Origin of the sequence: Pseudomonas sp. TWP3-1, assembly GCF_049896625.1 — a bacterium.
GTDB lineage: Bacteria > Pseudomonadota > Gammaproteobacteria > Pseudomonadales > Pseudomonadaceae > Aquipseudomonas.
Window position 1 is genome coordinate 61,940 of the sequence record NZ_JAFCUQ010000002.1, and the last position, 23,936, is coordinate 85,875.

14 protein-coding genes are annotated in these 23,936 nt (G+C 59.0%); 9 read left to right on the forward strand and 5 right to left on the reverse strand.

The features are described 5' to 3' along the window. Nucleotides 1-97 precede the first annotated feature (97 nt). From aceE to msrA, 5 genes are all read left to right on the forward strand, one after another. A complete protein-coding gene (gene aceE / locus ACP7BN_RS03490; protein WP_420646952.1) occupies nucleotides 98-2,743 on the forward strand; it encodes a pyruvate dehydrogenase (acetyl-transferring), homodimeric type in 2,646 nt (881 codons plus the stop codon). An 11-nt stretch (nucleotides 2,744-2,754) separates the two neighbouring features. Continuing rightward, complete coding sequence (aceF, locus tag ACP7BN_RS03495; protein ID WP_426201667.1) at nucleotides 2,755-4,698, forward strand: dihydrolipoyllysine-residue acetyltransferase; 1,944 nt, start codon at nucleotides 2,755-2,757, stop codon at nucleotides 4,696-4,698. A gap of 280 nt (nucleotides 4,699-4,978) precedes the next feature. Next, the gene (locus ACP7BN_RS03500) at nucleotides 4,979-6,373 is read left to right on the forward strand and encodes an alkaline phosphatase D family protein (RefSeq protein ID WP_426201669.1); all 1,395 of its coding nucleotides are present in this window, start codon (nucleotides 4,979-4,981) and stop codon (nucleotides 6,371-6,373) included. Nucleotides 6,374-6,571: 198 nt separating this feature from the next. After that, nucleotides 6,572-9,268: a putative bifunctional diguanylate cyclase/phosphodiesterase gene (locus ACP7BN_RS03505; protein WP_420646949.1), complete on the forward strand. Its 2,697-nt coding sequence runs from the start codon at nucleotides 6,572-6,574 to the stop codon at nucleotides 9,266-9,268. Between the two features lie 95 nt (nucleotides 9,269-9,363). Continuing rightward, nucleotides 9,364-10,029 (forward strand): peptide-methionine (S)-S-oxide reductase MsrA, encoded by a 666-nt coding sequence (gene msrA / locus ACP7BN_RS03510; RefSeq protein ID WP_426201672.1) that lies wholly within the window; start codon nucleotides 9,364-9,366, stop codon nucleotides 10,027-10,029. A gap of 152 nt (nucleotides 10,030-10,181) precedes the next feature. On the opposite strand, the gene ACP7BN_RS03515 is transcribed toward msrA, so the two are convergent. After that, nucleotides 10,182-11,021: a 23S rRNA (adenine(2030)-N(6))-methyltransferase RlmJ gene (locus tag ACP7BN_RS03515; protein ID WP_426201674.1), complete on the reverse strand. Its 840-nt coding sequence runs from the start codon at nucleotides 11,019-11,021 to the stop codon at nucleotides 10,182-10,184. Between the two features lie 349 nt (nucleotides 11,022-11,370). Here ACP7BN_RS03515 and ACP7BN_RS03520 point away from each other — a divergent pair, with 349 nt between their 5' ends. Together ACP7BN_RS03520 and ACP7BN_RS03525 are read left to right on the forward strand one after the other, a co-directional pair. Beyond that, nucleotides 11,371-11,784 carry a hypothetical protein gene (locus ACP7BN_RS03520; protein ID WP_426201676.1) on the forward strand — a complete coding sequence of 138 codons (414 nt, stop codon included), beginning with the start codon at nucleotides 11,371-11,373 and terminating at the stop codon, nucleotides 11,782-11,784. A 248-nt stretch (nucleotides 11,785-12,032) separates the two neighbouring features. After that, nucleotides 12,033-12,290 (forward strand): hypothetical protein, encoded by a 258-nt coding sequence (locus tag ACP7BN_RS03525; RefSeq protein ID WP_426201678.1) that lies wholly within the window; start codon nucleotides 12,033-12,035, stop codon nucleotides 12,288-12,290. Between the two features lie 66 nt (nucleotides 12,291-12,356). Here the strand turns inward: ACP7BN_RS03525 and ACP7BN_RS03530 are convergent, their stop codons facing one another. The 4 genes from ACP7BN_RS03530 to putP form a co-directional block, all read right to left on the reverse strand. Continuing rightward, nucleotides 12,357-12,668: a hypothetical protein gene (locus ACP7BN_RS03530; protein WP_426201680.1), complete on the reverse strand. Its 312-nt coding sequence runs from the start codon at nucleotides 12,666-12,668 to the stop codon at nucleotides 12,357-12,359. A gap of 320 nt (nucleotides 12,669-12,988) precedes the next feature. Beyond that, complete coding sequence (locus tag ACP7BN_RS03535; protein WP_426201682.1) at nucleotides 12,989-13,696, reverse strand: DUF4123 domain-containing protein; 708 nt, start codon at nucleotides 13,694-13,696, stop codon at nucleotides 12,989-12,991. After that, complete coding sequence (locus ACP7BN_RS03540; RefSeq protein ID WP_426201684.1) at nucleotides 13,686-15,701, reverse strand: type VI secretion system tip protein VgrG; 2,016 nt, start codon at nucleotides 15,699-15,701, stop codon at nucleotides 13,686-13,688. Before ACP7BN_RS03540 ends, ACP7BN_RS03535 begins: the two co-directional genes overlap by 11 nt. 278 nt (nucleotides 15,702-15,979) lie before the next feature. Further along, nucleotides 15,980-17,464, reverse strand: a complete 1,485-nt coding sequence (gene putP / locus ACP7BN_RS03545; RefSeq protein WP_420646942.1) for a sodium/proline symporter PutP — start codon at nucleotides 17,462-17,464, stop codon at nucleotides 15,980-15,982. A 457-nt stretch (nucleotides 17,465-17,921) separates the two neighbouring features. On the opposite strand from putP, the gene putA reads away from it, so the two are divergent. After that, nucleotides 17,922-21,875, forward strand: a complete 3,954-nt coding sequence (putA, locus tag ACP7BN_RS03550) for a trifunctional transcriptional regulator/proline dehydrogenase/L-glutamate gamma-semialdehyde dehydrogenase (RefSeq protein WP_426201687.1) — start codon at nucleotides 17,922-17,924, stop codon at nucleotides 21,873-21,875. Between the two features lie 141 nt (nucleotides 21,876-22,016). Beyond that, entirely contained in the window at nucleotides 22,017-23,819 is a 1,803-nt protein-coding gene (locus ACP7BN_RS03555; RefSeq protein WP_426201689.1) for an acyl-CoA dehydrogenase, read from the forward strand. Nucleotides 23,820-23,936: the final 117 nt, after the last annotated feature.

The following is a 23,936-nucleotide window of genomic DNA, read 5'->3' on the forward strand; positions in this document are numbered from 1 at the left end:
CCAGTCGGCAATCCAAGAATTTTAAATCGTCTGCCCACAAGGCCAGTCGCAAACTCAGGCAACCGATTCTGGAAGCCTTTCCGCCCTGGAGCAAGCCATGCAAGACCTCGATCCCGTCGAAACCCAGGAATGGCTGGACGCCCTGGAATCGGTTCTCGATAAAGAAGGCGAAGACCGCGCTCATTATCTGATGACCCGTATGGGTGAGCTAGCAACCCGCAGCGGTTCGCAACTCCCGTACGCCATCACCACGCCTTACCGCAACACCATCCCCGTTACCCACGAAGCACGCATGCCTGGCGACCTGTTCATGGAACGCCGCATTCGCTCGTTGGTGCGCTGGAACGCGATGGCCATGGTAATGCGCACGAACCTGAAAGATTCTGACCTGGGCGGTCACATCTCCAGCTTCGCTTCCAGTGCGACCCTGTATGACATCGGCTTCAACTACTTCTTCCAGGCCCCGACCGAAGAACACGGCGGCGACCTGATCTACTTCCAGGGCCACACCTCGCCAGGCGTTTACGCCCGTGCATTCATGGAAGGCCGCATCACCGAAGACCAGATGAACAACTTCCGTCAGGAAGTTGATGGCAATGGTCTGTCGTCCTACCCGCACCCATGGCTGATGCCTGATTTCTGGCAGTTCCCGACCGTTTCGATGGGTCTGGGCCCGATCCAGGCGATCTACCAGGCACGCTTCATGAAGTACCTCGAAGCCCGTGGTTTCATCCCTGAAGGCAAGCAGAAAGTCTGGTGCTTCCTCGGTGATGGCGAGTGCGACGAGCCGGAATCGCTGGGTGCAATCTCCCTGGCCGGCCGCGAGAAGCTCGACAACCTGATCTTCGTCATCAACTGCAACCTGCAGCGCCTCGACGGCCCGGTTCGCGGCAACGGCAAGATCATCCAGGAACTCGAAGGCGTGTTCCGTGGTGCTCAATGGAACGTGACCAAAGTCATCTGGGGCCGTTTCTGGGACCCTCTGCTGGCCAAAGACGTCGACGGTATCCTGCAACGTCGCATGGACGAAGTCATCGACGGCGAGTACCAGAACTACAAAGCCAAAGACGGCGCGTTCGTCCGTGAACATTTCTTCAACACGCCAGAACTCAAGGCGATGGTTGCTGATCTGTCCGACGACGAGATCTGGAAACTCAACCGTGGCGGCCACGACCCGTACAAGGTCTACGCGGCGTACCACGAAGCGGTCAACCACAAAGAACAACCGACCGTCATCCTGGCCAAGACCATCAAGGGTTATGGCACCGGTGCCGGCGAAGCGAAAAACACTGCGCACAACACCAAGAAAGTCGATGTCGACAGCCTGAAGTTGTTCCGTGATCGTTTCGACATCCCGGTCAAGGATGAGGAGCTGGAAAACCTGCCGTTCTTCAAGCCGGAAGTCGGCAGCGCAGAAGCTCGCTATCTGAGCGAGCGCCGCACGGCCCTCGGCGGTTTCGTGCCACAGCGCCGCGCCAAGAGCTTCAACATCCCGACGCCGCCACTGGATACCCTCAAGGCTATCCTCGACGGTTCGGGCGACCGTGAAATTTCCACCACCATGGCTTTCGTGCGGATTCTCGCGCAACTGGTCAAGGACAAGGAAATCGGCCAGCGCATCGTACCGATCATCCCGGACGAAGCCCGTACCTTCGGTATGGAAGGCATGTTCCGTCAGTTGGGCATTTACTCCTCCGTCGGCCAGCTCTACGAGCCAGTCGATAAAGACCAGGTGATGTTCTACAAGGAAGACAAGAAGGGCCAGATTCTCGAAGAAGGCATCAACGAAGCGGGCGCCATGAGCTCCTTCATCGCTGCCGGTACTTCGTACTCCAGCCACAACCAGCCAATGCTGCCGTTCTACATCTTCTACTCGATGTTCGGCTTCCAGCGCATTGGCGATCTGGCATGGGCCGCTGGCGACAGCCGTACCCGTGGTTTCCTGATCGGCGGCACCGCCGGCCGTACCACCCTGAACGGTGAAGGCCTGCAACACGAAGACGGTCACAGCCACATGCTGGCCGCGACCATCCCGAACTGCCGCACCTATGATCCGACCTACGGCTACGAGCTGGCGGTGATCATTCAGGACGGCATGAAGAAGATGACCGAAGAGCAACAGGACGTCTTCTACTACATCACCGTGATGAACGAGTCGTACCAGCAGCCAGCCATGCCGGCCGGTGCCGAAGAAGGCATCAAGAAAGGCATGTATCTGCTGGAAGAAGACACCCGCGAAGCCGCGCACCACGTGCAACTGATGGGCTCCGGCACCATCCTGCGTGAAGTGCGTGAAGCAGCGAAGATCCTGCGTGAAGAGTTCAACATCGGTGCCGACGTATGGAGCGTTACCAGCTTCAACGAACTGCGTCGCGACGGCCTTGCCGTTGAACGCAGCAACCGTCTGCACCCGGGCCAGAAGCCGCAGCTGAGCTACGTCGAAGAGTGCCTGAACGGCCGTAAAGGTCCGGTCATCGCCTCCACCGACTACATGAAACTGTTCGCCGAGCAGATTCGTCAGTGGGTACCGTCCAAGGAATTCAAAGTCCTGGGCACCGACGGCTACGGCCGCAGCGACAGCCGCAAGAAACTGCGTCATTTCTTCGAAGTTGACCGTCATTTCGTGGTGTTGGCAGCCCTGGAAGCACTGGCTGACCGTGGTGATATCGAACCTAAGGTGGTGGCTGAAGCCATCGTCAAGTTCGGCATCGACCCGGAAAAACGCAACCCACTGGACTGCTGAGGAGAACCCCTGTGAGCGAACTCATTCGCGTACCTGACATCGGCAGCGGTGAAGGTGAAGTAATCGAATTGTTTGTGAAGGTCGGCGACCGTATCGAAGCCGACCAGAGCATCCTGACCCTGGAATCGGACAAGGCCAGCATGGAAGTGCCGGCCCCGAAGGCCGGTATCGTCAAGAGCCTGAAAGTGAAGCTGGGCGATCGCCTGAAAGAAGGCGACGAACTGCTTGAACTGGAAGTCGAGGGCGCCGCTGAAGCGGCTCCGGCGGCCAAGGCGGAAGCAGCTCCGGCTGCTGCACCTGCACCGGCCGCGCCTGCTGCTGCACCTGCTACCGCTTCGGTTCAGCAAGTGCACGTGCCGGACATCGGCTCGGCCGGCAAGGCACAGATCATCGAGATTCAGGTCAAGGTCGGCGACACCGTCGCAGCTGATCAATCGCTGATCACTCTTGAATCCGACAAGGCCAGCATGGAAATTCCATCGCCAGCCGCTGGCGTGATCAAGGCCATCAGCGTCAAGCTCAACGATGAAGTCGGCACTGGCGACCTGATTCTGGATCTGGAAGTGGCGGGTGCTGCGGCGCCTGCTGCGGCCGCTCCGGCTCAGGCTGCTGCTCCGGCTGCTGCTGCCGCGCCGGCTCAAGCTGCCGCGCCTGCTGCACCGGTTGCCGACAGCGTTCAGGACATCCACGTCCCGGACATCGGTTCGGCTGGCAAAGCCAAGATCATCGAAGTTCTGGTCAAGGCTGGCGACAGCGTGACAGCCGATCAGTCGCTGATCACCCTGGAATCCGACAAGGCCAGCATGGAAATTCCATCGCCTGCCGCCGGCGTGGTGGAAAGCATTTCCGTCAAACTGGATGACGAAGTCGGCACCGGCGACCTGATTCTGAAACTGAAAGTCAAAGGCGCCGCTCCGGCTGCTGCTCCGGCACCTGCCGCGGCTGCACCGAGCGCACCTGCGCCAGCCGCTGCTGCTCCTGCTGCCGCCGCACCTGCGGCTTCCGCTGCGGTTGCTGCTCCTGCCAAGCCAGGCGCCAAAGTTCACGCCGGCCCAGCCGTGCGTCAACTGGCGCGTGAGTTCGGCGTTGAGCTGAACGCTGTCGGCGCAAGCGGTCCACACGGTCGCATCTTGAAAGAAGACGTGCAGGCTTACGTCAAGGCCATGATGCAGAAGGCCAAGGAAGCACCGGCCGCTGCTGCCGGCGCAACCGGTGGCGCAGGCATCCCGCCGATTCCGGTCGTCGACTTCAGCCGTTTCGGCGAAATCGAAGAAGTGCCGATGACTCGTCTGATGCAGATCGGCGCGTCGAGTCTGCACCGCAGCTGGCTGAACATTCCGCACGTAACGCAGTTCGATTCGGCTGATATCACCGAATTGGAAGCGTTCCGTATCGCGCAGAAAGCCGTTGCAGAGAAGGCTGGCGTCAAGCTGACCATCCTGCCGCTGCTGCTCAAGTCTTGCGCGCATATGCTCAAGGAACTGCCGGACTTCAACAGTTCGCTGGCGCCAAGCGGCAAAGCGATCATCCGCAAGAAATACGTGAACATCGGCTTCGCCGTCGACACGCCGGATGGCCTGCTGGTACCGGTGATCAAGAACGTCGATCAGAAAAGCCTGCTGCAGCTTGCGGCTGAGGCTGCTGCGCTGGCTGCAAAGGCCCGCGACAAGAAGCTCACCGCTGACGACATGCAAGGCGCCTGCTTCACCATTTCCAGCCTCGGCCACATTGGCGGCACCGGCTTCACGCCGATCGTCAACGCGCCGGAAGTGGCGATCCTCGGTGTTTCCAAGGCAACCATCCAGCCAGTCTGGGACGGCAAAGCCTTCCAGCCGAAACTGATGCTGCCGCTGTCGCTGTCTTACGATCACCGTGTGATCAACGGCGCGGCTGCCGCACGCTTCACTCAGCGTCTGAGCAGCCTGCTGGCGGACATTCGTACGATCCTGCTGTAAGCCGATCGGCCCTCCGGCAACGGAGGGCCAATCGCGTTCCACGTTTTCGAGCGCCACACGCTCGCACCTCAACCCCGCCAGTTTGGCGGGGCTTTTTTTGCCTGTAATAAAGACCGATCGAATTTTTCCCACAAGCTGTGCTGAATTCGGCCACAGCCCAAGTCCCCTTCGCGTCGATATTTTTCATGCGCACACAACTAACCTTGGCGCAACTAAGTTACCGCCGACAATAGTTGGGAAACTGTAACTTTAACTTATATCAATTCGAATGGATTCGAACATGCTCAAGCCCACCGTCGGCCCGATTATTGGCCACACCACAACTAATCAATCGCGAATTTTTATACGCGGTGAGTTTCAATTAAATACCGCAGTGTTCGGTGGAATTCGTTACCGGGTATCCGGAACGCAACAGTGGCTGAAAGCCCCGTTCGCAAAACTTGAGTTACTGCGCGACATGTCAGCCGTTATCCTGCTCGACAAATTAACCGCCGACACCGACTACGAATACCAGGCAGGCTGGTTTAGCCCGATGAGTCCGACCCACACTGTGGACAGCGTGATGGAGCTGCCGCTGCAATGGCCTCGCGAGGTTTATCGCCTGCGCACCCGCGCCACTGCGATCACGCAACCGCGCGCTTATATCCTCGGCTCGTGCCGCTACCTGCGTCTGACGGCGGGAATCCCGTCACTGCCGCACTTGGGCGACCGTATTTTTTCATCCATCGGCCAATTGATTGAAGGCGCCCAGCCACCAGTCAGCGCGATCATGATGACCGGCGACCAGATCTACGTAGACGATCTGAACCTGATTGCGCCGGATCGGGAATATAACGAAATTCTTAAAAAGTACCGCGCAGCGTTCTCCCAGCCCAACATTCAACGCTTGATGTCCGGCACGCCAACTTACATGATTCTCGATGATCATGAGATAGAAGATAACTGGCCGGTCAATGCCCACAAGTCCGACGCTTCGTTGTTCCGTAACGCAATGACGGCTTATGAGATATATCAAGCCAGTCACAGTCCGGCCTGCGCGGTTACTTCCAACGGACAAGTTGACCAGGTATTAAAAAACTATTGGTATCAGTTCAGCGATGGAGATATCGAATGGTTTGTCACTGACAGTCGCACCCGGCGCAACTTGGCGCAAGATGACCGCCGGATTCTGGACGAAGAACAGGAGCAAGCGCTGTGCCAATGGCTGATCGAAAGCCCGGCACGGGTCAAGTTTGTAGTCACCAGTGTGATGTTTTATCCGGATCGCAAACTCCACGGCGATGACGCGTGGAAGAGCTTTCCCGCGCAACGCTTGCGCCTGCTGGAAGTGATTCGTACCCATCGACTGAAGAACGTAGTGTTCATCTCCGGCGATGTGCATGGCTCACTGACCTCGCGCCTGACCCACAGCGCAGACCCGAACTTCGAAGTCCATACCATCGTTTCCTCGCCGCTGCACAACAGCAAGTTGCTGCCCTACGCCAAAGCCTCGACATTTATCCTCGATCAGCCTTTGGCGCTAACGGCCGACGGTGACTATCGGCATGAGCTGACCAGCGCAGTGGTGAGTCAGGACAATTTTGCCCACATGCTGGTCGATGCCGGGCAGATCCGCGTGAACTACCATGATCGCGATGGAAAACAGCTGCAATCAATCAAGATAGATCTGCGCTGAATCGTGCGAGATCGAAGCATGTTTCGCTGATTTCAGCCAACCGCTGGAGAAAACCCGAACGCAGCCGACACATTCTTATAGCACTTGGCCTTCATCACTCTTGTCAGTCAGTGCCGCAATGATGCAACCTTGCCGCAGGCAAGAGTAATGAGGGCGAGAGCCCGGCGCGTTCAGCATATATCCAAGCGAGTTCCCTCAATGAAGAGCCAGCCCGATGCCGCCAGCCGTATGGTGGCCGAGGTAGTGACGCAGTTGCCCGTGCCTTCGCGGCTCGGCATGCTGCGTTTCGAGCGCTTGAATGAGGCGAGCTGGGCGATGCTGTTTCTCGACCCCAACTGCGAGCGTCAGTTTGGTCAGCCGGCGGTTGAGCTATGCGCTCTGGTCGGTTCGCCCTACGCGAGTCTGATGGAGCCGGAAGCGCGTTATCAATTGCACGACGCCATCCAGCAGCAACTCGCCGCCAGCCCGCATTACATGGCGCGCTACACCCTGCACACCCCGGCCGGCGCACTGAATGTGCTGGAACTGGGCGAAGCCTACAAACAACACAATCGTCATTTGCTGCGCGGTTACCTGATGGTGGTCGATGCGGTGTTCGATGCTGCGCCAGCGCCACCCTCGCTGGATCTGGAAACGCAGAATTCGCGCCTGCAAATCGCCCTCGAACTCAACCAGCGCGCCCAGCAGGAACAGTTGCAACATCTGGAGCGCGTGCGCGCGCAACAGGATCTGATCCTGCTCTTGGCCCGTCAGCGCTACAGCAGCCACAACTCGCTGCAGGAAGCCGCCGAACTGATCACCCGCTGCGCCTGCGACATCTACGAAATCGACTGCGCCAGCCTGTGGAATCTTGAAGATCAGCGCCTGATTCCGATCTCGGCCTATCATCGCGCCACGCAGGAATACATTCTGCCGGACGTGATCGACGTCAGCGGCTTCCCCGACTACCTGGACGCACTGCACAGCAGCCGCGCCATCGACGCCCACAACGCGATGCGCGACCCGCGTACCCGGGAAATGGCCGAAGCCCTGCGCCCGCGCGACGTCAACGCCATGCTCGATGCGAGCATCCGCGTCGACGGCCAAGTGGTCGGTGTGCTGTGCCTGGAACAAACCGGCGCCACTCGCGCCTGGCAGTCCGACGAAATCGCCTTCGCCGGCGAGCTGGCCGACCAGTTCGCGCAAGTCATCAACAACCACAACCGCCGCACCGCCACCAGCGCCCTGCACCTGTTCCAGCGTGCGGTCGAGCAAAGCGCCAACGCGTTTTTGCTGGTCAACTGCGACGGCGTGGTCGAGTACGTCAACCCAAGCTTCACCGCGATCACTCAATACACCACAGACGAAGTCCACGGCCAGCGTCTGTCGGAGCTGCCGGCACTGGAAAACCTCAGCGAATTGCTGTTCGACGCGCCTTCGGCGCTGGCCAAGAGCAACAGTTGGCAGGGCGAATTCAAGAGCCGCCGCAAAAACCTCGAACCGTACTGGGGTCAGCTGTCGATCTCCAAGGTCTACGGTGACAACCGCGAGCTGACGCATTACATCGGCATCTACGAAGACATCACCCATACCAAACTCGCGCAGCAGCGCATCGAACGTCTGGCGTACACCGATAACCTGACCAACCTCGGCAACCGGCCAGCGTTCATCCGCAATCTGGACGAACGCTTCGCCCGCGACAGCGATTCGCCGATCAGCCTGCTGCTGGTGGACATCGATAATTTCAAGCGGATCAACGATAGCCTCGGCCATCAGACTGGCGACAAATTGCTGATCAGTCTGGCGCGGCGTCTGCGCAACAGCCTCAGCCCGAGCGGCAGTCTGGCGCGCTTCGCCAGTAACGAATTTGCCGTGCTGCTGGACGACACCGACCTTGTGACGGGTCAGCAGATTGCCAATCAATTGCTGGCGACCCTCGACAAACCGATGTTCGTCGACAACCAGTTGATCAGCGTCACCGGCTCGGTCGGCCTGGCGTGTGCGCCGCTGCACGGGCGCGACCCGCAAACGTTGATGCGCAACGCCGGTCTGGCCCTGCACAAGGCCAAGGCCAACGGCAAACATCAGGTGCAAGTGTTCACCGAAGCGCTGAACGCCGAGGCCAGCTACAAGCTGTTCGTCGAGAACAACCTGCGCCGCGCCCTGACCCAGAACGAGCTGGATGTGTTCTATCAGCCGAAGCTGTGTTTGCGCAGCGGCCGCCTATTGGGCATGGAAGCGCTGTTGCGCTGGAACCACCCGGAGCGCGGCATGATCCGCCCGGATCAGTTCATCAGCGTCGCCGAAGAAACCGGTCTGATCATCCCGATCGGCAAGTGGATCGCGCGTCAGGCGTGCCGCATGAGCAAAGCGCTGACTGCGGCCGGGCTGGGCAATCTGCAAGTGGCGATCAACCTGTCGCCCAAGCAGTTCTCCGATCCGGACCTGGTCGCCTCTATCGCCAATATCCTCAAGGAAGAAGCGCTGCCGGCCAATCTGCTCGAGCTGGAGCTGACCGAAGGCCTGCTGCTGGAAGCCACCGAAGACACGCACTTGCAGCTCGATCAGCTCAAACGTCTCGGTCTGACCCTGGCGATGGACGACTTCGGCACTGGTTACTCGTCGCTCAGCTATCTGAAAAAATTCCCGATCGACATCATCAAGATCGATCGCAGCTTCATCCACGAAATCCCGGACAACCAGGACGACATGGAAATCACCTCCGCCGTGATCGCCATGGCGCACAACCTGAAACTCAAGGTTGTGGCCGAAGGCATCGAGACCGCCGAACAGTTGGCATTCCTGCGCCGTCACCGTTGCGATGTCGGCCAGGGCTACCTGTTCGACCGGCCGATCCCCGGCGCCGAGCTGATCCAGGCACTCAAACGCTACCCGCGCGGCCCGCTCTGCCTCTGAATTTGCGCCGCACATTTGAATAGTGCGAAATCGGGCATCATTCGGCACACTGGCGGTCTGATTTTTTACATTCAACCTGACTGAGAGGACTGATCATGGTTCTGCGCTCGGAAATTCTGGTGAACAAAAACGTGCTCCCGACTAAAGATCAAGCTCTGCCTGGCCGCGAAACCGCGATGACCCTGCCGGAAAATCATTTCGTTTTCACAGACACGCCGCTGCTCGGCCCGTTCTTTCAAGACGTGGATTTTGCGATTTTCGGTCTGGGTTGTTTCTGGGGCGCGGAACGCCGCTTCTGGCAGCGCGAAGGCGTGGTCAGCACCGTGGTCGGTTACGCCGGCGGCTTCACACCGAACCCGACTTACGAAGAAGTCTGCTCGGGCCTGACGGGTCATGCTGAAGTGGTGCTGGTGGTGTTCGACAAGGACAAGCTCAGCTACGAAGCGCTGTTGGCGATGTTCTGGGAACTGCACAACCCGACGCAGGGCATGCGTCAGGGCAATGACATCGGCAGCCAGTACCGTTCGGTGATCTACGCGACCTCGCCGCAGCAACTGGACGCGGCTTTGAAGAGCAAAGAAACCTATCAGGCTGAACTGAGCAAGGCTGGCCTGGGTGAAATCAGCACCGAGATCGAGCAGGCGCCGACCGTGTATTTCGCCGAGACATATCACCAGCAGTATCTGGCGAAAAATCCGGAAGGTTACTGCGGGATTGGCGGCACGGGCGTGTGCATGCCACCGAGCCTAGCGGGGAATTGACCTAAAACTGTGGCGAGGGAGCTTGCTCCCGCTGGGTCGCGAAGCGGCCCCAAAATCGGTACATGCATTCTTTCAGGAAGAACCGCATCTCCGGCTTTACGACTGCTTCGCAGCCGAGCGGGAGCAAGCTCCCTCGCCACAGATTCTGTTGATCAACTCTCAGCAATCAACCAATCCATCTGCCAACCGCCCTGCGTCTGCCCAAGTTTTTTGGACAACCACGGCAACAGCTCACGCAATTCTTCCTCCAGCCCCCACGGCGGATTGGCAATCGCCATTCCTGAACCGTTCAGACTGTTCGGCGTATCCAGCGGATGCACCAGCAGCTCGACCCGCAACAGTTTCGGCGCGCCAGTGCCGGCCAGATCCTGATAAAAACGCCGCAGCGCACGCTGATCCTTCACCGGATACCAGATCGCCGCCACGGTTTGGCGCATCCGGCCAATTGCCTCTTTCATCGATGCTGCACAACGCTGCATTTCATCGAGCTGCTCGAACGGCGGATCGATCAACATCACCGCGCGCTTCTCCTGCACCGGCAACATCGCCCGCGCGACATGCCAGCCCTCGCCCAACTGCACTTTGACCCGGCGATCACCGGCCATGTTGTCCTTGAGCAGCACGCCGTCTTCCGGGTGCTTCTCGTTGAGCATCACCCGATCCTGCGGCCGCGTCAGACGCCGCGCCAGCTCCGGCGAACCCGGGTAATAGCGCAACTGACCATCCGGATTCATCTCGTGCAGCACCTGCATGTAATCAGCGGTCAGCGCCGGCAGATCCGGTTGATCCCACAAGCGCGCGATGCCTTCCAGGTACTCGCCGGTACGGTTGGCCTGATCGCCCTGCAAGTCATACAGACCGATACCGGCGTGACTGTCGAGATAGGCAAACGGCTGCTCCTTGCGCGCCATCAGGGCGAACAGGCGGGTCAGAGTCAGGTGTTTGAACACATCGGCGTGATTGCCGGCATGGAAGGCGTGACGATAATTCATGATTGCTCCTGCGCAGGGCGGGAAGTTTACCTTTTACCGCGCGGCAAGTCAGGGGTTGGGGGCTGAGTGGCCAGTCTTGCTACCGCGTACATCCTCGAGGAGCCCCTCACCCTAACCCTCTCCCAAAGGGAGAGGGGACTGACCGAGTTGATCCCCCGGCTTACATCGACCTGAAAAATCACCGCGACCTCAGGCTTGGCCAAGCCAAGTTCACCATCGAAGCCGCAGGTCGGCGTAGGTCTCCCAAACACCTCGGTCGGTCCCCTCTACCTCTGGGAGAGGGCTAGGGTGAGGGCCACGATCGAAAGCCTTACACTGGCCGAACAATCCAGACAGGAAGTCAAAAAACATGCACCGCCTGATCATTCCCTTAGCGTGCCTACTCACATCAGCCCAAACCCACGCCAACGAAAACCACACCGAACAAGCCCGCCAAACCCTGAAAAACTACGGCTTGAGCCAATGCATCCTGGCGCCCTTCCCCGAACCATCCGAACTGAAAAAAGACATCAGCCTGTCCGCCGGAGCCTATTCCTTCATGGGCAAAGGCATGCACACAGTCCTGCAGAATGAAGACACGCTGCAAGACCTGCACGATCCCTACGGACAAACCAGGGCTTACGTCCTCGCAGCCTACGAACAGACGCACTCGGCCAGCAAATACTCAAATCAGAAAGTCGTCTTCCACGCATGCCTTGAGGTCTACAACTCCAAAGCCTTCGACAGCTTCATCAAGACCCAAGACCCTTACATTTCCAAATAGGACGAGCTACCCACTGGGCTTGGTTTTGGTCTGGGTTCAGTAATGAATAAGCTCATCCCGGCAAACCTTATTGATGCCGAACGCTGACCGGTTTCAGACAAGCGGCAACCTTTTTCAATGATTTACACCCCATACCTGTCAACTTTGACAGTATCCATATCGCCGGAAAACGACGCTTAATCAGTCGACTGAACGACTAGTCGTCAACGCTCGGGCAGTCTCAATCACTCTCGAAAAGGTACTCACAAATGCCTATGCCTATTACCACCACAACGGGAACCGGCACCGTTGCTTCAATAACCGACTTCTCAACTTTCAACCCACTCTTGGAAGATAAAGGGATGAATTGGGCTTTCGCAATCGAAGTAACGCCCGACGATGGTGGTGGGAACTCGTGTGCAGAGACGCATACATCACTTCAAGTCGCCGTCGGCGACAAAGTCAGCTATACGATCACCCATAGCCTCAGGGGAAACCGCATAACTGCGGTGACAAAAATCCCCTGAAGGTGAATCGGTCACGATGGAACCCGGTGGCGAGTGGAGATATCCGCTCGCCACAAAGTGTTCTCATCAGCCCCGCAAGCGTTTGCCGATCACATCCAGCACATCACACCCATCACGCAACGGGATCACGCAGAGCTGGGCGAAGTCGCTCAGGATGACGGAGTCGCACTCGACCGAGCCGCGCATGCACATGTTTTCCAGCACCTGAATCACCGCGCGGATGCGGTAGTTGGCGGCGTCCATCAGGATGTCGAGCGGGACGTGGGTGTCGACGAACAATGCGGGCATGTCGCTGCAATTGCCGGTCAAGGCCATGAAGCGGTTGTTCGGATGGGGGATGATTTTTTCGTAGGGTGGATCGGGTTTCAATGTTTTCACTGGTTTGACTCCTAACGTAAGAAGAGGAGCCGCCAACTTTTACTTCCACGCATTAGGTGGCGGCTGTACGCAGGTGTGGAAGACCGGAACGTTAGGCACCCGGCGCACTCGAGAGCGCCCCGCGCACAGCCACCATAAAACTCAAACGATAAAAACGCCTGACTGGTACAGCTTGCTGCGCCTAACAATAAAAGGGCTTCCACGCCCTGTCACCGAATTTGCGGTGACAGCCAAAAGACTATCCCTCCCACCCCGCGCCCACCAGTTCACGCAAGCCGCCGCAACTCGCAGGAAACTTCCGACAGCTTCGCCCGGAAATTTCATTCTGACTCGTCCCGCAAGTAGTCCAGCAACGCTGAATCCGACGATTCGTCCGACGCCGCAACCGCAAAAAACCTGACAACCTTGCTGCGCAAAACATTGTCGGAAAACGCCTCGAACAATGCTGGATGCTCCTCGCTCAACCACTGCAAGGCATTGGCGATCCGCGCCTCATCACCGAACTCCGCCAAGAGCTTTTCCGGCACCTGCCACCAAGGAAAAACCCGGCCCGAAGCCTGCGCTCTGCCGCCAATCTCCAGCGCTTGAGCATTGATCAAAGCATGTGAAATCACCGGCAATAACTTGCTCGCATCCACATCTTCTGACTGCAAGATCGGCAGCAAAAACCGCCCATCCCAAAACCGGAAAAACACCGATTTACCGTCGGGCATCAACACCTGAGTGAGGCTGCGAAAATGCTCGACCACCACTTCAAGACTCGCCGACGAAACCGCCAGCCAACCCCAATCGCGAGACTCCGTCGTCGCCACCCAATCCAGAAACTCACTGTCGGTGGCGACAATTCCCACGTAGGGCATGACTGCATCCCACTCGCTGTAAATCGTGTCCGCCCAGACTGGCTTCGGCATCTGCGCAGCCAATGGCCAAGCTTTCAGGGGATTTGCTCCACTGGCGCTGCTGAAAATCGCAAACAATTGTTCCGCCGATTTCAGCGGTTCGTTCTTCAACCATTGATCAGGCTGCACAGACACCCTCCTTGCAACGCTCACACTCTTCACAAAACGGCGCATCGCCTTTCAGGCTCATGATTTGCGCGGCAGTCAGCATCGCGGCCGGCGCAGCCAGCAGTTTTTCCGGCAAACCCGGCACTGTCGGTGCCGCGCTCATGGCCGTCATTGGCGCACCGCCGACAACGATCGGCACACTACTGAAGATTCCGCCGGGGCCGATGTTGATCCACTGCCCACCCGCCTGAATCGTCGCGCTGGCGCCGCCGTCGATCACCACTTGCTGACCGGCGCTGACGTGGAATTGCCCACTGGCGCTAAGCGCCTGACTGTTCACGCGGATGTGCCGGTCGCCGGTTACCGTGAGGTGATCGTCCTGCTTCACTTCGGTCTGACGCTGACCGTGGGTGATGCGTTGTTCGTCGGCTTTCAATTCATGTTTGGCGAGGCCGGTGACGACGATGCTGCGCTGGTTGTCGATCTGCACTTGTTGATCGTTCAACACGTGCTGCGTCCAGTTGCGCTGGGCGCGCAGGTAGATTTCCTCGGCGCCCTTGCGATCCTCGATACGCAATTCGTTGTACCCGCCGCCGCCGGGACTGCTCTGGCTGCGGAAAATACTCCGGGTTTTGTCGGCTGGCAGATCCAGCGGCACCGGGGTTGCGGCGTTTGGCAGGCAACCCATGACCAGCGGTTTGTCGGCATCGGCGTCGATGAAGCCGACCAACACTTCCATGCCGACCCGTGGAATCAGCACGCTGCCGTAGCGGTCGTGCGCCCAACCCGTTGCGACACGCAACCAGCAACTGGAATGTTCATTGAGTTCGCCGTCGCGATCCCAGGCCAGCTGCACCTTGACCCGACCGTACTCGTCGCAGTGGATTTCACTGTCTTTCGGGCCGGTGACCACGGCCGGTTGATAGCCGAGCATGCGCGGTTTTTCCGGGCCGAGTGGCGGGCGGAAGAACACGGCCCACGGCGTGGCGAGAAAGGTATTACGGTAACCACGGAATTCTTCCCCGTCGCTGGTGACCGATTCCTCGAGCACTTGCGGCTGTCGCCCACGATGCTCGATGGCGGTGAGCAGCCACAGGTCGTTCAAGTCCTGGCGCGGATGCTCGGTCAGTTGCAGAAAATGTCCGCTGACCAAAGCGGATTGATCGCTACGGCCCTCGGCCTGACGGTAGTCGGCGACATGTCGCTCAAAGCTGCGTTGCGCCAATTGTTTACCAGTTTCGCGCTCGTTGAATTGGCCGGGGAAGTGGTAGTCCTCCAGCACCGGACGCTGCTCGCCATCGACTCGACTTTCCATCAGCAGACGCGGCTTTTCGAAGTTGTAGTCGCGTCGGGTGACCACGCTGGTGCGGGTCTCGACCCGAACCGTGAAGCGCTTGATCGCCGGCGCCGCAGCAGCCATGCCGCTGCCCGGCAGATACAGGGTCGGCTCGGCCAGACGCGGGAATACGGTTTGATCGTCGCCGAACACCAGCATGTGACCATCGCTGCTGTGCTGGAAGTGGAAGTGAATGCCGACCTCGACACACAGGCGCTGAATGAACGCCAGATCGCTCTCGGCGTACTGCACGCAATACTCGCGCGCCGGGTAGTCGCTGCCGAGGCGAAACTCGAAGGCGTCACGCAGGATCGCGTGGTCCTTGAGAATCTGCGCCACGATCTGCGGCACGCTCTGGTGCTGAAAAATCCGCTGATTGATGCGGTGCCCGAGATAGGCCAGACGCGGAACCAGGCTGACGTGGTAGCGGGTCAGGCGCTTACCGGAATCGCCCTGCCCGACTTGATAAATCTGACCATGGATACCAGAACCTTCCTGGTCGAAACTCAGAAACGCCTGACAGTGCAGCAGGCTTTCCAGATCGAGGTCCGGCCGCTCGCTGACCAGTTCAAGGTCGAAACGAAAAGGTTGGCTGATGGCTTCCTTGCCCGTGAACTCAAGGACTTTGAGGTCAAACTGAGCACCTTCGACGGTCAACGTGAAACGCGGTTGATTGGCAGGCGCGAACATCCGATGTCTCTCTGCAGAATGAAGGCGGGCGATTCTGCATGAGGGGCAAGGGGTGCAGGTTAGGTGACTGAAAAATCAGATTTGCCCTACTAAAAACTTCGAATTGTCCTGCGTGAATCAGCGCATTCAACTACAGACACGTCCGTCAGAAATATCGCAGAACCTTGTGGGAGCTCCAGCGTTGATCAGAAATCGTACACAATAAAAAACGGCCCGCCTCCAGTAGGAAACGGGCCGTTTTCTTGTCAGTAAAAGCTTTGAGCGTTAGCTCAGCGCGATCACTTGTTCAGGTTGTAATCTTTTTCCGCCGCGTCGAAGCGCTGCACCATGCCGGCAGTCGGCTGGCCCAGTTTGCTGACGAAGTAGATCGCCAGGCTGGCGAAGATGAAGCCCGGGATGATTTCGTACAGACCCAGCAGTTCGAAGTGCTTCCAGACCACAACGGTGATCGCGCCGACGAGGATGCCGGCCAGTGCGCCGTCGCGGGTCATTTTTTTCCAGATGACCGAGATCAACACGACCGGGCCGAACGCCGCGCCGAAACCAGCCCACGCGTAGCTGACCAGACCGAGGACACGGTTTTCCGGGTTGGACGCCAATGCGATAGCGATCAGTGCTACCAGCAGCACCATGGCGCGACCGACCCAGACCAACTCGACCTGGGAGGCGGTTTTGCGCAGGAAGGTTTTGTAGAAGTCTTCAGTCAGGGCGCTCGAGCACACCAGCAGTTGGCAGCTCAGGGTGCTCATGACCGCAGCCAGAATGGCCGACAGCAAGACACCGGCAATCCATGGGTTGAACAGGAGCTTGGCCAGTTCGATGAACACGCGCTCAGGGTTTTCGGTCACCGGACCTGCAACTTCCGGGTGCGCCGAGAAGTAAGCGATACCGAAAAAGCCTACAGCTACGGTGCCAGCCAGGCACAGGATCATCCAGGTCATGGAGATGCGACGTGCCTTGGCAATCGATTTCACCGAATCCGCGGCCATGAAACGCGCCAGGATATGCGGTTGACCGAAGTAGCCCAGACCCCAGCCCATCAGCGAAACGATGCCGATGAAAGTAGTGCCTTTGAGCATGTCGAAGTTGCTTGGGTCCTGTGCTTCGATCGCCAGGAATGTGGTATCGACGCCGCCGGTAGCCAGCAGGACGATGATCGGCGTCAGAATCAGCGCGAAAATCATCAGGGTGGCTTGTACGGTGTCGGTCCAGCTCACGGCCAGGAAACCGCCGATAAAGGTGTAAGCAATCGTCGCCGCAGCACCGGCCCACAGCGCAGTCTCGTAGGACATGCCGAAGGTACTTTCGAACAGACGGGCGCCAGCCACGATGCCGGAAGCGCAGTAAATGGTGAAGAACACCAGAATCACAACCGCCGAAATGATCCGCAGCAGACCGCTTTTATCTTCGAAACGGCTGGCAAAGTAATCCGGCAGGGTCAATGCGTCGCCGTTGTGCTCGGTCTGCACACGCAGACGACCGGCAACGAACAGCCAGTTGAGGTAGGCACCGACGACCAGACCGATGGCGATCCAGCTTTCGGACAGACCGGACATATAGATGGCGCCCGGCAGGCCCATCAGCAACCAGCCACTCATGTCGGAGGCACCGGCAGACAGCGCGGTAACGACGCTGCCCAGGCTGCGACCGCCCAGAATATAGTCAGAAAGGTTGTTGGTGGAGCGATAGGCCATCAAGCCGATCAGCACCATTGCTGCGATGTAGATCACGAATGTGATCAGTGTTGGATTGCTTACGCTCATTGAGTTACGCCCTGGCATTGTTTTTATGTAGCGGCGGTGGTGAACCGCTCGCAAACGACGACGTTTGACAGACGATCCGGGATACCGCGCGTTTAAGACTGATGTTTCCCCAGGAAAGCCATCAGCCGGTGCGAGAGGGATAGCCCGGTTGCACCTTGGGCGCGAATGCTATGCAACAAATGAAATGAGGTGCAACCACTTTCACGAGAATAAGTTGCACCTAGTCGGAAATATCTGACAAAGGTCGTTTTTTGCTCCCTTTTAGCGCAGTCATGGCGCTTTGCTAGAAGCAAAAGCACCAAGCAGGGGCGGCACTTTCGTACCAGAAATTAATTCCTGACGAGCTGCAGAACTTTCCGACAAAAAAGGGTTGCACCCGGTTGCACCTCTTTCAGCGCACGGCTAATCTTGCCGCCAGCTGCTGCCACGCAACTGTGGCACCTATGAGGATAAAAATATGGCTACCACCACCCTTGGGGTCAAACTTGACGACCCGACCCGCGAGCGCCTGAAGGCTGCCGCGACCTCGATTGATCGCACGCCGCACTGGCTGATCAAACAGGCAATTTTCAATTACCTGGAAAAACTCGAGGGTGGTGCAACCCTGACCGAGCTGAACGGTTTGACCGCCAAGGACGCCGACGAGGCGGGCGAAGTGCACAACGATCACGCGCACCAGTGCTTCCTCGAATTCGCTGAAAGCATCCTGCCGCAATCGGTACTGCGTGCCTCGATCACTGCCGCTTACCGTCGCCCGGAGCCGGAAGTGGTGCCGATGCTGATCGAGCAGGCGCGTTTGCCTGCAGCGATGGCCGAAGCCACCAACAAACTCGCCGCCTCCATCGCAGAAAAACTGCGTAACCAGAAAAGTGCCGGCGGTCGTGCAGGCATTGTTCAGGGTCTGCTGCAGGAATTTTCCCTGTCGTCTCAGGAAGGCGTGGCGCTGATGTGCCTGGCCGAAGCGCTGTTGCGCATCCCGGACAAGGGCACCCGCGATGCACTGATCCGCGACAAGATCAGCACCGGCAACTGGCATCCGCACCTGGGCAACAGCCCTTCGCTGTTCGTCAACGCTGCCACTTGGGGCTTGTTGCTGACCGGAAAACTGGTCGCCACCCATAACGAAGCCGGCCTGACTTCGTCGCTGAGCCGCATCATCGGCAAGAGCGGCGAGCCGATGATCCGCAAGGGCGTCGACATGGCCATGCGCCTGATGGGCGAGCAGTTCGTCACCGGCGAAACCATCGCCGAAGCGCTGGCCAACGCGAGCAAGTTCGAAGCCAAGGGCTTCCGTTATTCCTACGACATGCTCGGTGAAGCGGCGCTGACCGAACACGACGCGCAGAAGTACCTCGCTTCGTACGAACAAGCCATTCACTCGATCGGCAAAGCCTCCCACGGTCGTGGGATTTATGAAGGCCCGGGCATTTCGATCAAGCTGTCCGCACTGCACCCGCGCTACAGCCGCGCCCAGTACGAACGCGTGATGGACGAGTTGTACCCGCGCCTGCTGTCGCTGACCTTGCTGGCCAAGCAATACGACATCGGCCTGAACATCGACGCCGAAGAAGCCGACCGTCTCGAACTGTCGCTGGATCTGCTCGAGCGCCTGTGCTTCGAACCGCAACTGACTGGCTGGAATGGCATCGGTTTCGTGATTCAGGCTTACCAGAAGCGTTGCCCGTACGTGATCGACTACGTGATCGATCTGGCACGCCGCAGCCGTCATCGTCTGATGATCCGTCTGGTAAAAGGCGCGTATTGGGACAGCGAAATCAAGCGCGCCCAGGTCGAAGGCCTGGAAGGCTATCCGGTCTACACCCGCAAGGTGTACACCGACGTTTCCTACATCGCTTGCGCACGCAAACTGCTGTCGGTGCCGGAAGTCATCTACCCGCAATTCGCCACGCACAACGCTCACACCCTGTCGGCGATTTACCACATTGCCGGTCAGAACTATTACCCCGGCCAGTACGAATTCCAGTGCCTGCACGGCATGGGCGAACCGCTCTACGAGCAGGTTGTAGGCAAAGTTTCCGAAGGCAAGCTGAACCGTCCGTGCCGCGTGTACGCTCCGGTCGGCACCCACGAAACCCTGCTGGCGTATCTCGTACGCCGTTTGCTGGAAAACGGCGCCAACACTTCGTTCGTCAACCGCATCGCCGACCAGTCGATTTCAATTCAGGAATTGGTAGCCGATCCGGTAGCTCAGATCGAGCAGATGGCGACCGTGGAAGGTGGCTTCGGCCTGCCGCACCCGCGTATCCCGCTGCCGCGTGACCTGTACGGTTCCGAGCGCGCCAACTCCAGCGGCATCGACATGGCCAACGAACATCGTCTGGCATCCTTGTCCTGCGCCCTGCTGGCCACCGCGCACAACAACTGGAAAGCTGCGCCGATGCTTGGCTGCGCTTCCAGCAACGAACCTGCGGCCCCCGTGCTGAACCCGTCAGATCTTCGTGATGTGGTCGGTCACGTACAAGAGGCCACGGTCGAAGACGTCGACAATGCGATCCAATGTGCACTGAACGCTGCACCGATCTGGCAGGCCACTCCGCCAGCCGAGCGCGCTGCGATTCTGGAACGCGCTGCTGATCTGATGGAAGGCGAGATCCAGCCGCTGATGGGCCTGCTGGCGCGTGAAGCCGGTAAAACCTTCGCCAACGCCATCGCCGAAGTCCGCGAAGCCGTCGACTTCCTGCGTTACTACGCAGTGCAGGCGCGCAACGATTTCAGCAACGACGCCCACCGCCCACTGGGTCCGGTGGTGTGTATCAGCCCGTGGAACTTCCCGCTGGCAATCTTCAGCGGTCAAGTCGCCGCCGCACTGGCCGCCGGTAACCCGGTCCTGGCCAAACCGGCCGAACAGACTCCACTGGTCGCTGCGCAAGCCGTGCGTTTGCTGCTCGAAGCCGGGATTCCCGAAGGCGTGCTGCAACTGCTGCCGGGTCGCGGTGAAACCGTCGGCGCCGGTCTGGTGGGTGATGAGCGCGTCAAAGGCGTGATGTTCACCGGCTCCACCGAAGTTGCGCGCTTGCTGCAACGCAACATTGCCGGTCGCCTCGACAACCAGGGTCGTCCGATTCCGCTGATCGCCGAAACCGGTGGCCAGAACGCGATGATCGTCGACTCCTCGGCACTGACCGAGCAAGTTGTGATCGACGTGGTTTCGTCGGCCTTCGACAGCGCCGGTCAACGTTGCTCGGCGCTGCGGGTTCTATGCCTGCAGGAAGATTCCGCTGATCGCGTCATCGAAATGCTCAAGGGCGCGATGGCTGAATCGCGCCTCGGTAACCCGGAGCGTCTGAACGTGGACATCGGCCCGGTGATCGACGCCGAAGCCAAGGCTGGCATCGAGAAGCATATCCAGGGCATGCGCGACAAAGGTCGCAATGTGTACCAGGTCGCCATCGCCGACAGCGAAGAGGTCAAACGCGGCACCTTCGTCATGCCAACGCTGATCGAGCTGGAAAGCTTCGACGAATTGCAGCGCGAGATCTTCGGCCCGGTGCTGCACGTGGTGCGCTACAAGCGTAAAGAGATCGACCAGTTGATCGCACAGATCAATGCGTCCGGTTACGGCCTGACCCTCGGCGTGCACACACGTATCGACGAGACCATTGCCAAGGTCATCGACAACGTCAACGCCGGCAACGTGTACGTTAACCGCAACATCGTCGGTGCCGTGGTCGGCGTGCAGCCGTTCGGCGGCGAAGGCTTGTCCGGTACTGGCCCGAAGGCCGGTGGCCCGCTGTACCTGTTCCGCCTGCTGTCGACGCGTCCTACCGATGCCATCGAACAATCCTTCGCTCGCGGTGATGCTGCCGTGGCACCGGACGTGCGTCTGCGTGACGCCATGAGCAAGCCGCTGACCGCACTGAAAGCCTGGGCCGACAGCAACAAGTTTGCCGACCTGAGCACCCTGTGCGTGCAGTACGCTGCGCAATCGCAGAGCGGTATCACCCGCATGCTGGCCGGTCCGACCGGTGAGAAGAACAGCTACGCAATTCTGCCGCGCGAGCACGTGCTGTGCCTGACGGACGTTGAAGGTGATCTGCTGACGCAACTGGCTGCGGTATTGGCCGTAGGCGGTTCGGCGGTATGGCCGGAGTCCGACATCAGCAAGGCATTGTTCGCACGCTTGCCGAAGGAGATTCAGGCGCGGATCAAACTGGTTTCCGACTGGAACAAGGACGAAGTGGTGTTTGATGCGGTTCTGCATCATGGCCATTCCGACCAGTTGCGTGCGGTTTGCCAGCTGGTTGCCAAGCGTGCCGGTGCGATTGTTGGCGTTCAGGGCTTGTCCCAGGGCGAGACCAACATTGCGCTGGAGCGTCTGGTGATCGAGCGCGCGCTAAGCGTTAACACTGCTGCGGCGGGTGGTAATGCCAGTCTGATGACGATCGGTTAACAACGATCAATCAGCGGTAGTAAAATGGGCGCCCTCATCGGCGCCCATTTTTTTGGCCTGTCTATCACCAGCATCAATCATCCTGTTCAGCCTTTATTGGTAAGCCTAGACTCGGTCCATTCCAAAAAAAGGTAGGCCGCCATGTCCGAGACGCTGCTCAGTTCCCGCAATCTGGCTTTCGAGCTGTACGAAGTCCTCGATGCCGAGGGCCTGACCCGGCGTGAGCGGTTTGCCGAGCACAACCGCGAGACCTTCGACGCGGCCATCGGCACGGCGCGTAACATCGCCGAAAAGTACTTCGCACCGCACAACCGCAAGGGCGACGAGAACGAGCCGCGCTACGAAAACGGTCAGGCGATTCTGATTCCTGAAGTCAAACCGGCGGTGGATGCCTTCCTCGAAGCCGGATTCCTCAACGCCGCGCGAAGTTTCGACGCGGGCGGCATGCAACTTCCTACGCTTCTCTCCCAAGCCTGCTTTGCGCATTTCCAATCGGCCAACGCCGCATCGACTTCGTACCCGTTCCTGACCATGGGCGCGGCCAACCTGATCGAAAGCTTCGGCACTGACGAGCAGAAGCAGCGCTTCCTGCAACCGATGATCGACGGGCGCTTCTTCGGCACCATGGCCCTGACCGAACCACACGCGGGTTCGTCGCTGTCGGATATTCGTACACGCGCCGAGCCTGCGTCTGACGGCACCTATCGCCTCAAGGGCAACAAGATCTTCATATCCGGCGGCGATCACCCGCTCTCGGAAAACATCGTGCACATGGTGCTGGCCAAACTGCCGGACGCGCCGGCCGGTGTGAAAGGGATTTCGCTGTTCATCGTGCCGAAGTTTCTGGTCAACGATGACGGTAGCCTCGGCAAGCGCAACGACGTGTTGCTGGCCGGTCTGTTCCACAAGATGGGCTGGCGCGGGACCACTTCGACAGCGCTGAACTTCGGCGATAACGGCGAGTGTGTCGGCTATCTGGTGGGCAAGCCGCATCAGGGCCTGAGTTACATGTTCCAGATGATGAACGAGGCGCGCATTGGCGTCGGCATGGGCGCAGTGATGCTCGGTTATGCCGGTTACCTGTACTCGCTGGAATACGCCCGCGAACGTCCGCAAGGTCGCGTGCCGGACAGCAAAGACCCAAGCACCGCGCCCGTGCCGATCATTCAGCACGCGGATGTCAGACGCATGCTGCTGACGCAAAAATCCTACGTCGAAGGGGCGTTTGACCTCGGCCTGTACGCGGCGCGGTTATTCGATGACACCACGACACTGGAATCCGAAGCCGAGCGCAAACAGGCGCATGAGTTGCTGGATCTGCTGACGCCAATCGTCAAATCCTGGCCATCGGAGTTCTGCCTCAAGGCCAACGAACTGGCGATCCAGATTCTTGGCGGCCACGGCTATACCCGCGAATACCCGGTGGAGCAGTATTACCGCGACAACCGCTTGAACCCGATCCACGAAGGCACCCACGGCATTCAGTCGCTGGACTTGCTCGGGCGCAAACTGGCGCAGAACGGTGGTGCTGGGCTGAAGCAGTTGATCCGCTTGATCGCCACCACCGCCGAGCGCGCCGTGGCATACGAATCCTTAACCGCATTGCGCGAGCCGCTGGAGAAGCTGGTGGCGCGTTTGCAGACCGTGACCATTGGCCTGCTGACCGACCTGGCGCAGGGCAAGGTCAACAGCAGCCTGGCGAATTCGGCGCTGTACCTGAAAGTGTTCGGGCACACGGTGATTGGCTGGCGCTGGCTGGAGCAGGCAATTCGGGCGGAGGAAGGGTTGGCTCGGGGGAATGTGGCGGATGCTGCTTTCTATAAGGGCAAGTTGCAGGCCGCGCGGTATTTTCTGACGTGGGAAGTGCCGGGTTGTCATCATGAGCTGGCGTTGCTGGAGGCGCGGGATGATACGTGCCTGAGCATGCAGGATGAGTGGTTCTGATCACAGTCATTCAGTGCTGCTGAAATCCAATCGCTGGCAAGCCAGCTCCCACAGGGTATGTGTTGGAACACCATTTTGTGTCCAGCGCGAAACCTGTGGGAGCTGGCTTGCCAGCGA

Coding starts and splice junctions, on each gene's coding strand:
- putP (WP_420646942.1), bottom strand. CDS start 17,464: ATGAGCGTAAGCAATCCAACACTGATCACATTCGTGATCTACATCGCA.
- ACP7BN_RS03555 (WP_426201689.1), top strand. CDS start 22,017: ATGTCCGAGACGCTGCTCAGTTCCCGCAATCTGGCTTTCGAGCTGTAC.
- ACP7BN_RS03525 (WP_426201678.1), top strand. CDS start 12,033: ATGCCTATGCCTATTACCACCACAACGGGAACCGGCACCGTTGCTTCA.
- ACP7BN_RS03505 (WP_420646949.1), top strand. CDS start 6,572: ATGAAGAGCCAGCCCGATGCCGCCAGCCGTATGGTGGCCGAGGTAGTG.
- ACP7BN_RS03540 (WP_426201684.1), bottom strand. CDS start 15,701: ATGTTCGCGCCTGCCAATCAACCGCGTTTCACGTTGACCGTCGAAGGT.
- ACP7BN_RS03515 (WP_426201674.1), bottom strand. CDS start 11,021: ATGAATTATCGTCACGCCTTCCATGCCGGCAATCACGCCGATGTGTTC.
- msrA (WP_426201672.1), top strand. CDS start 9,364: ATGGTTCTGCGCTCGGAAATTCTGGTGAACAAAAACGTGCTCCCGACT.
- putA (WP_426201687.1), top strand. CDS start 17,922: ATGGCTACCACCACCCTTGGGGTCAAACTTGACGACCCGACCCGCGAG.
- aceE (WP_420646952.1), top strand. CDS start 98: ATGCAAGACCTCGATCCCGTCGAAACCCAGGAATGGCTGGACGCCCTG.
- ACP7BN_RS03520 (WP_426201676.1), top strand. CDS start 11,371: ATGCACCGCCTGATCATTCCCTTAGCGTGCCTACTCACATCAGCCCAA.
- ACP7BN_RS03500 (WP_426201669.1), top strand. CDS start 4,979: ATGCTCAAGCCCACCGTCGGCCCGATTATTGGCCACACCACAACTAAT.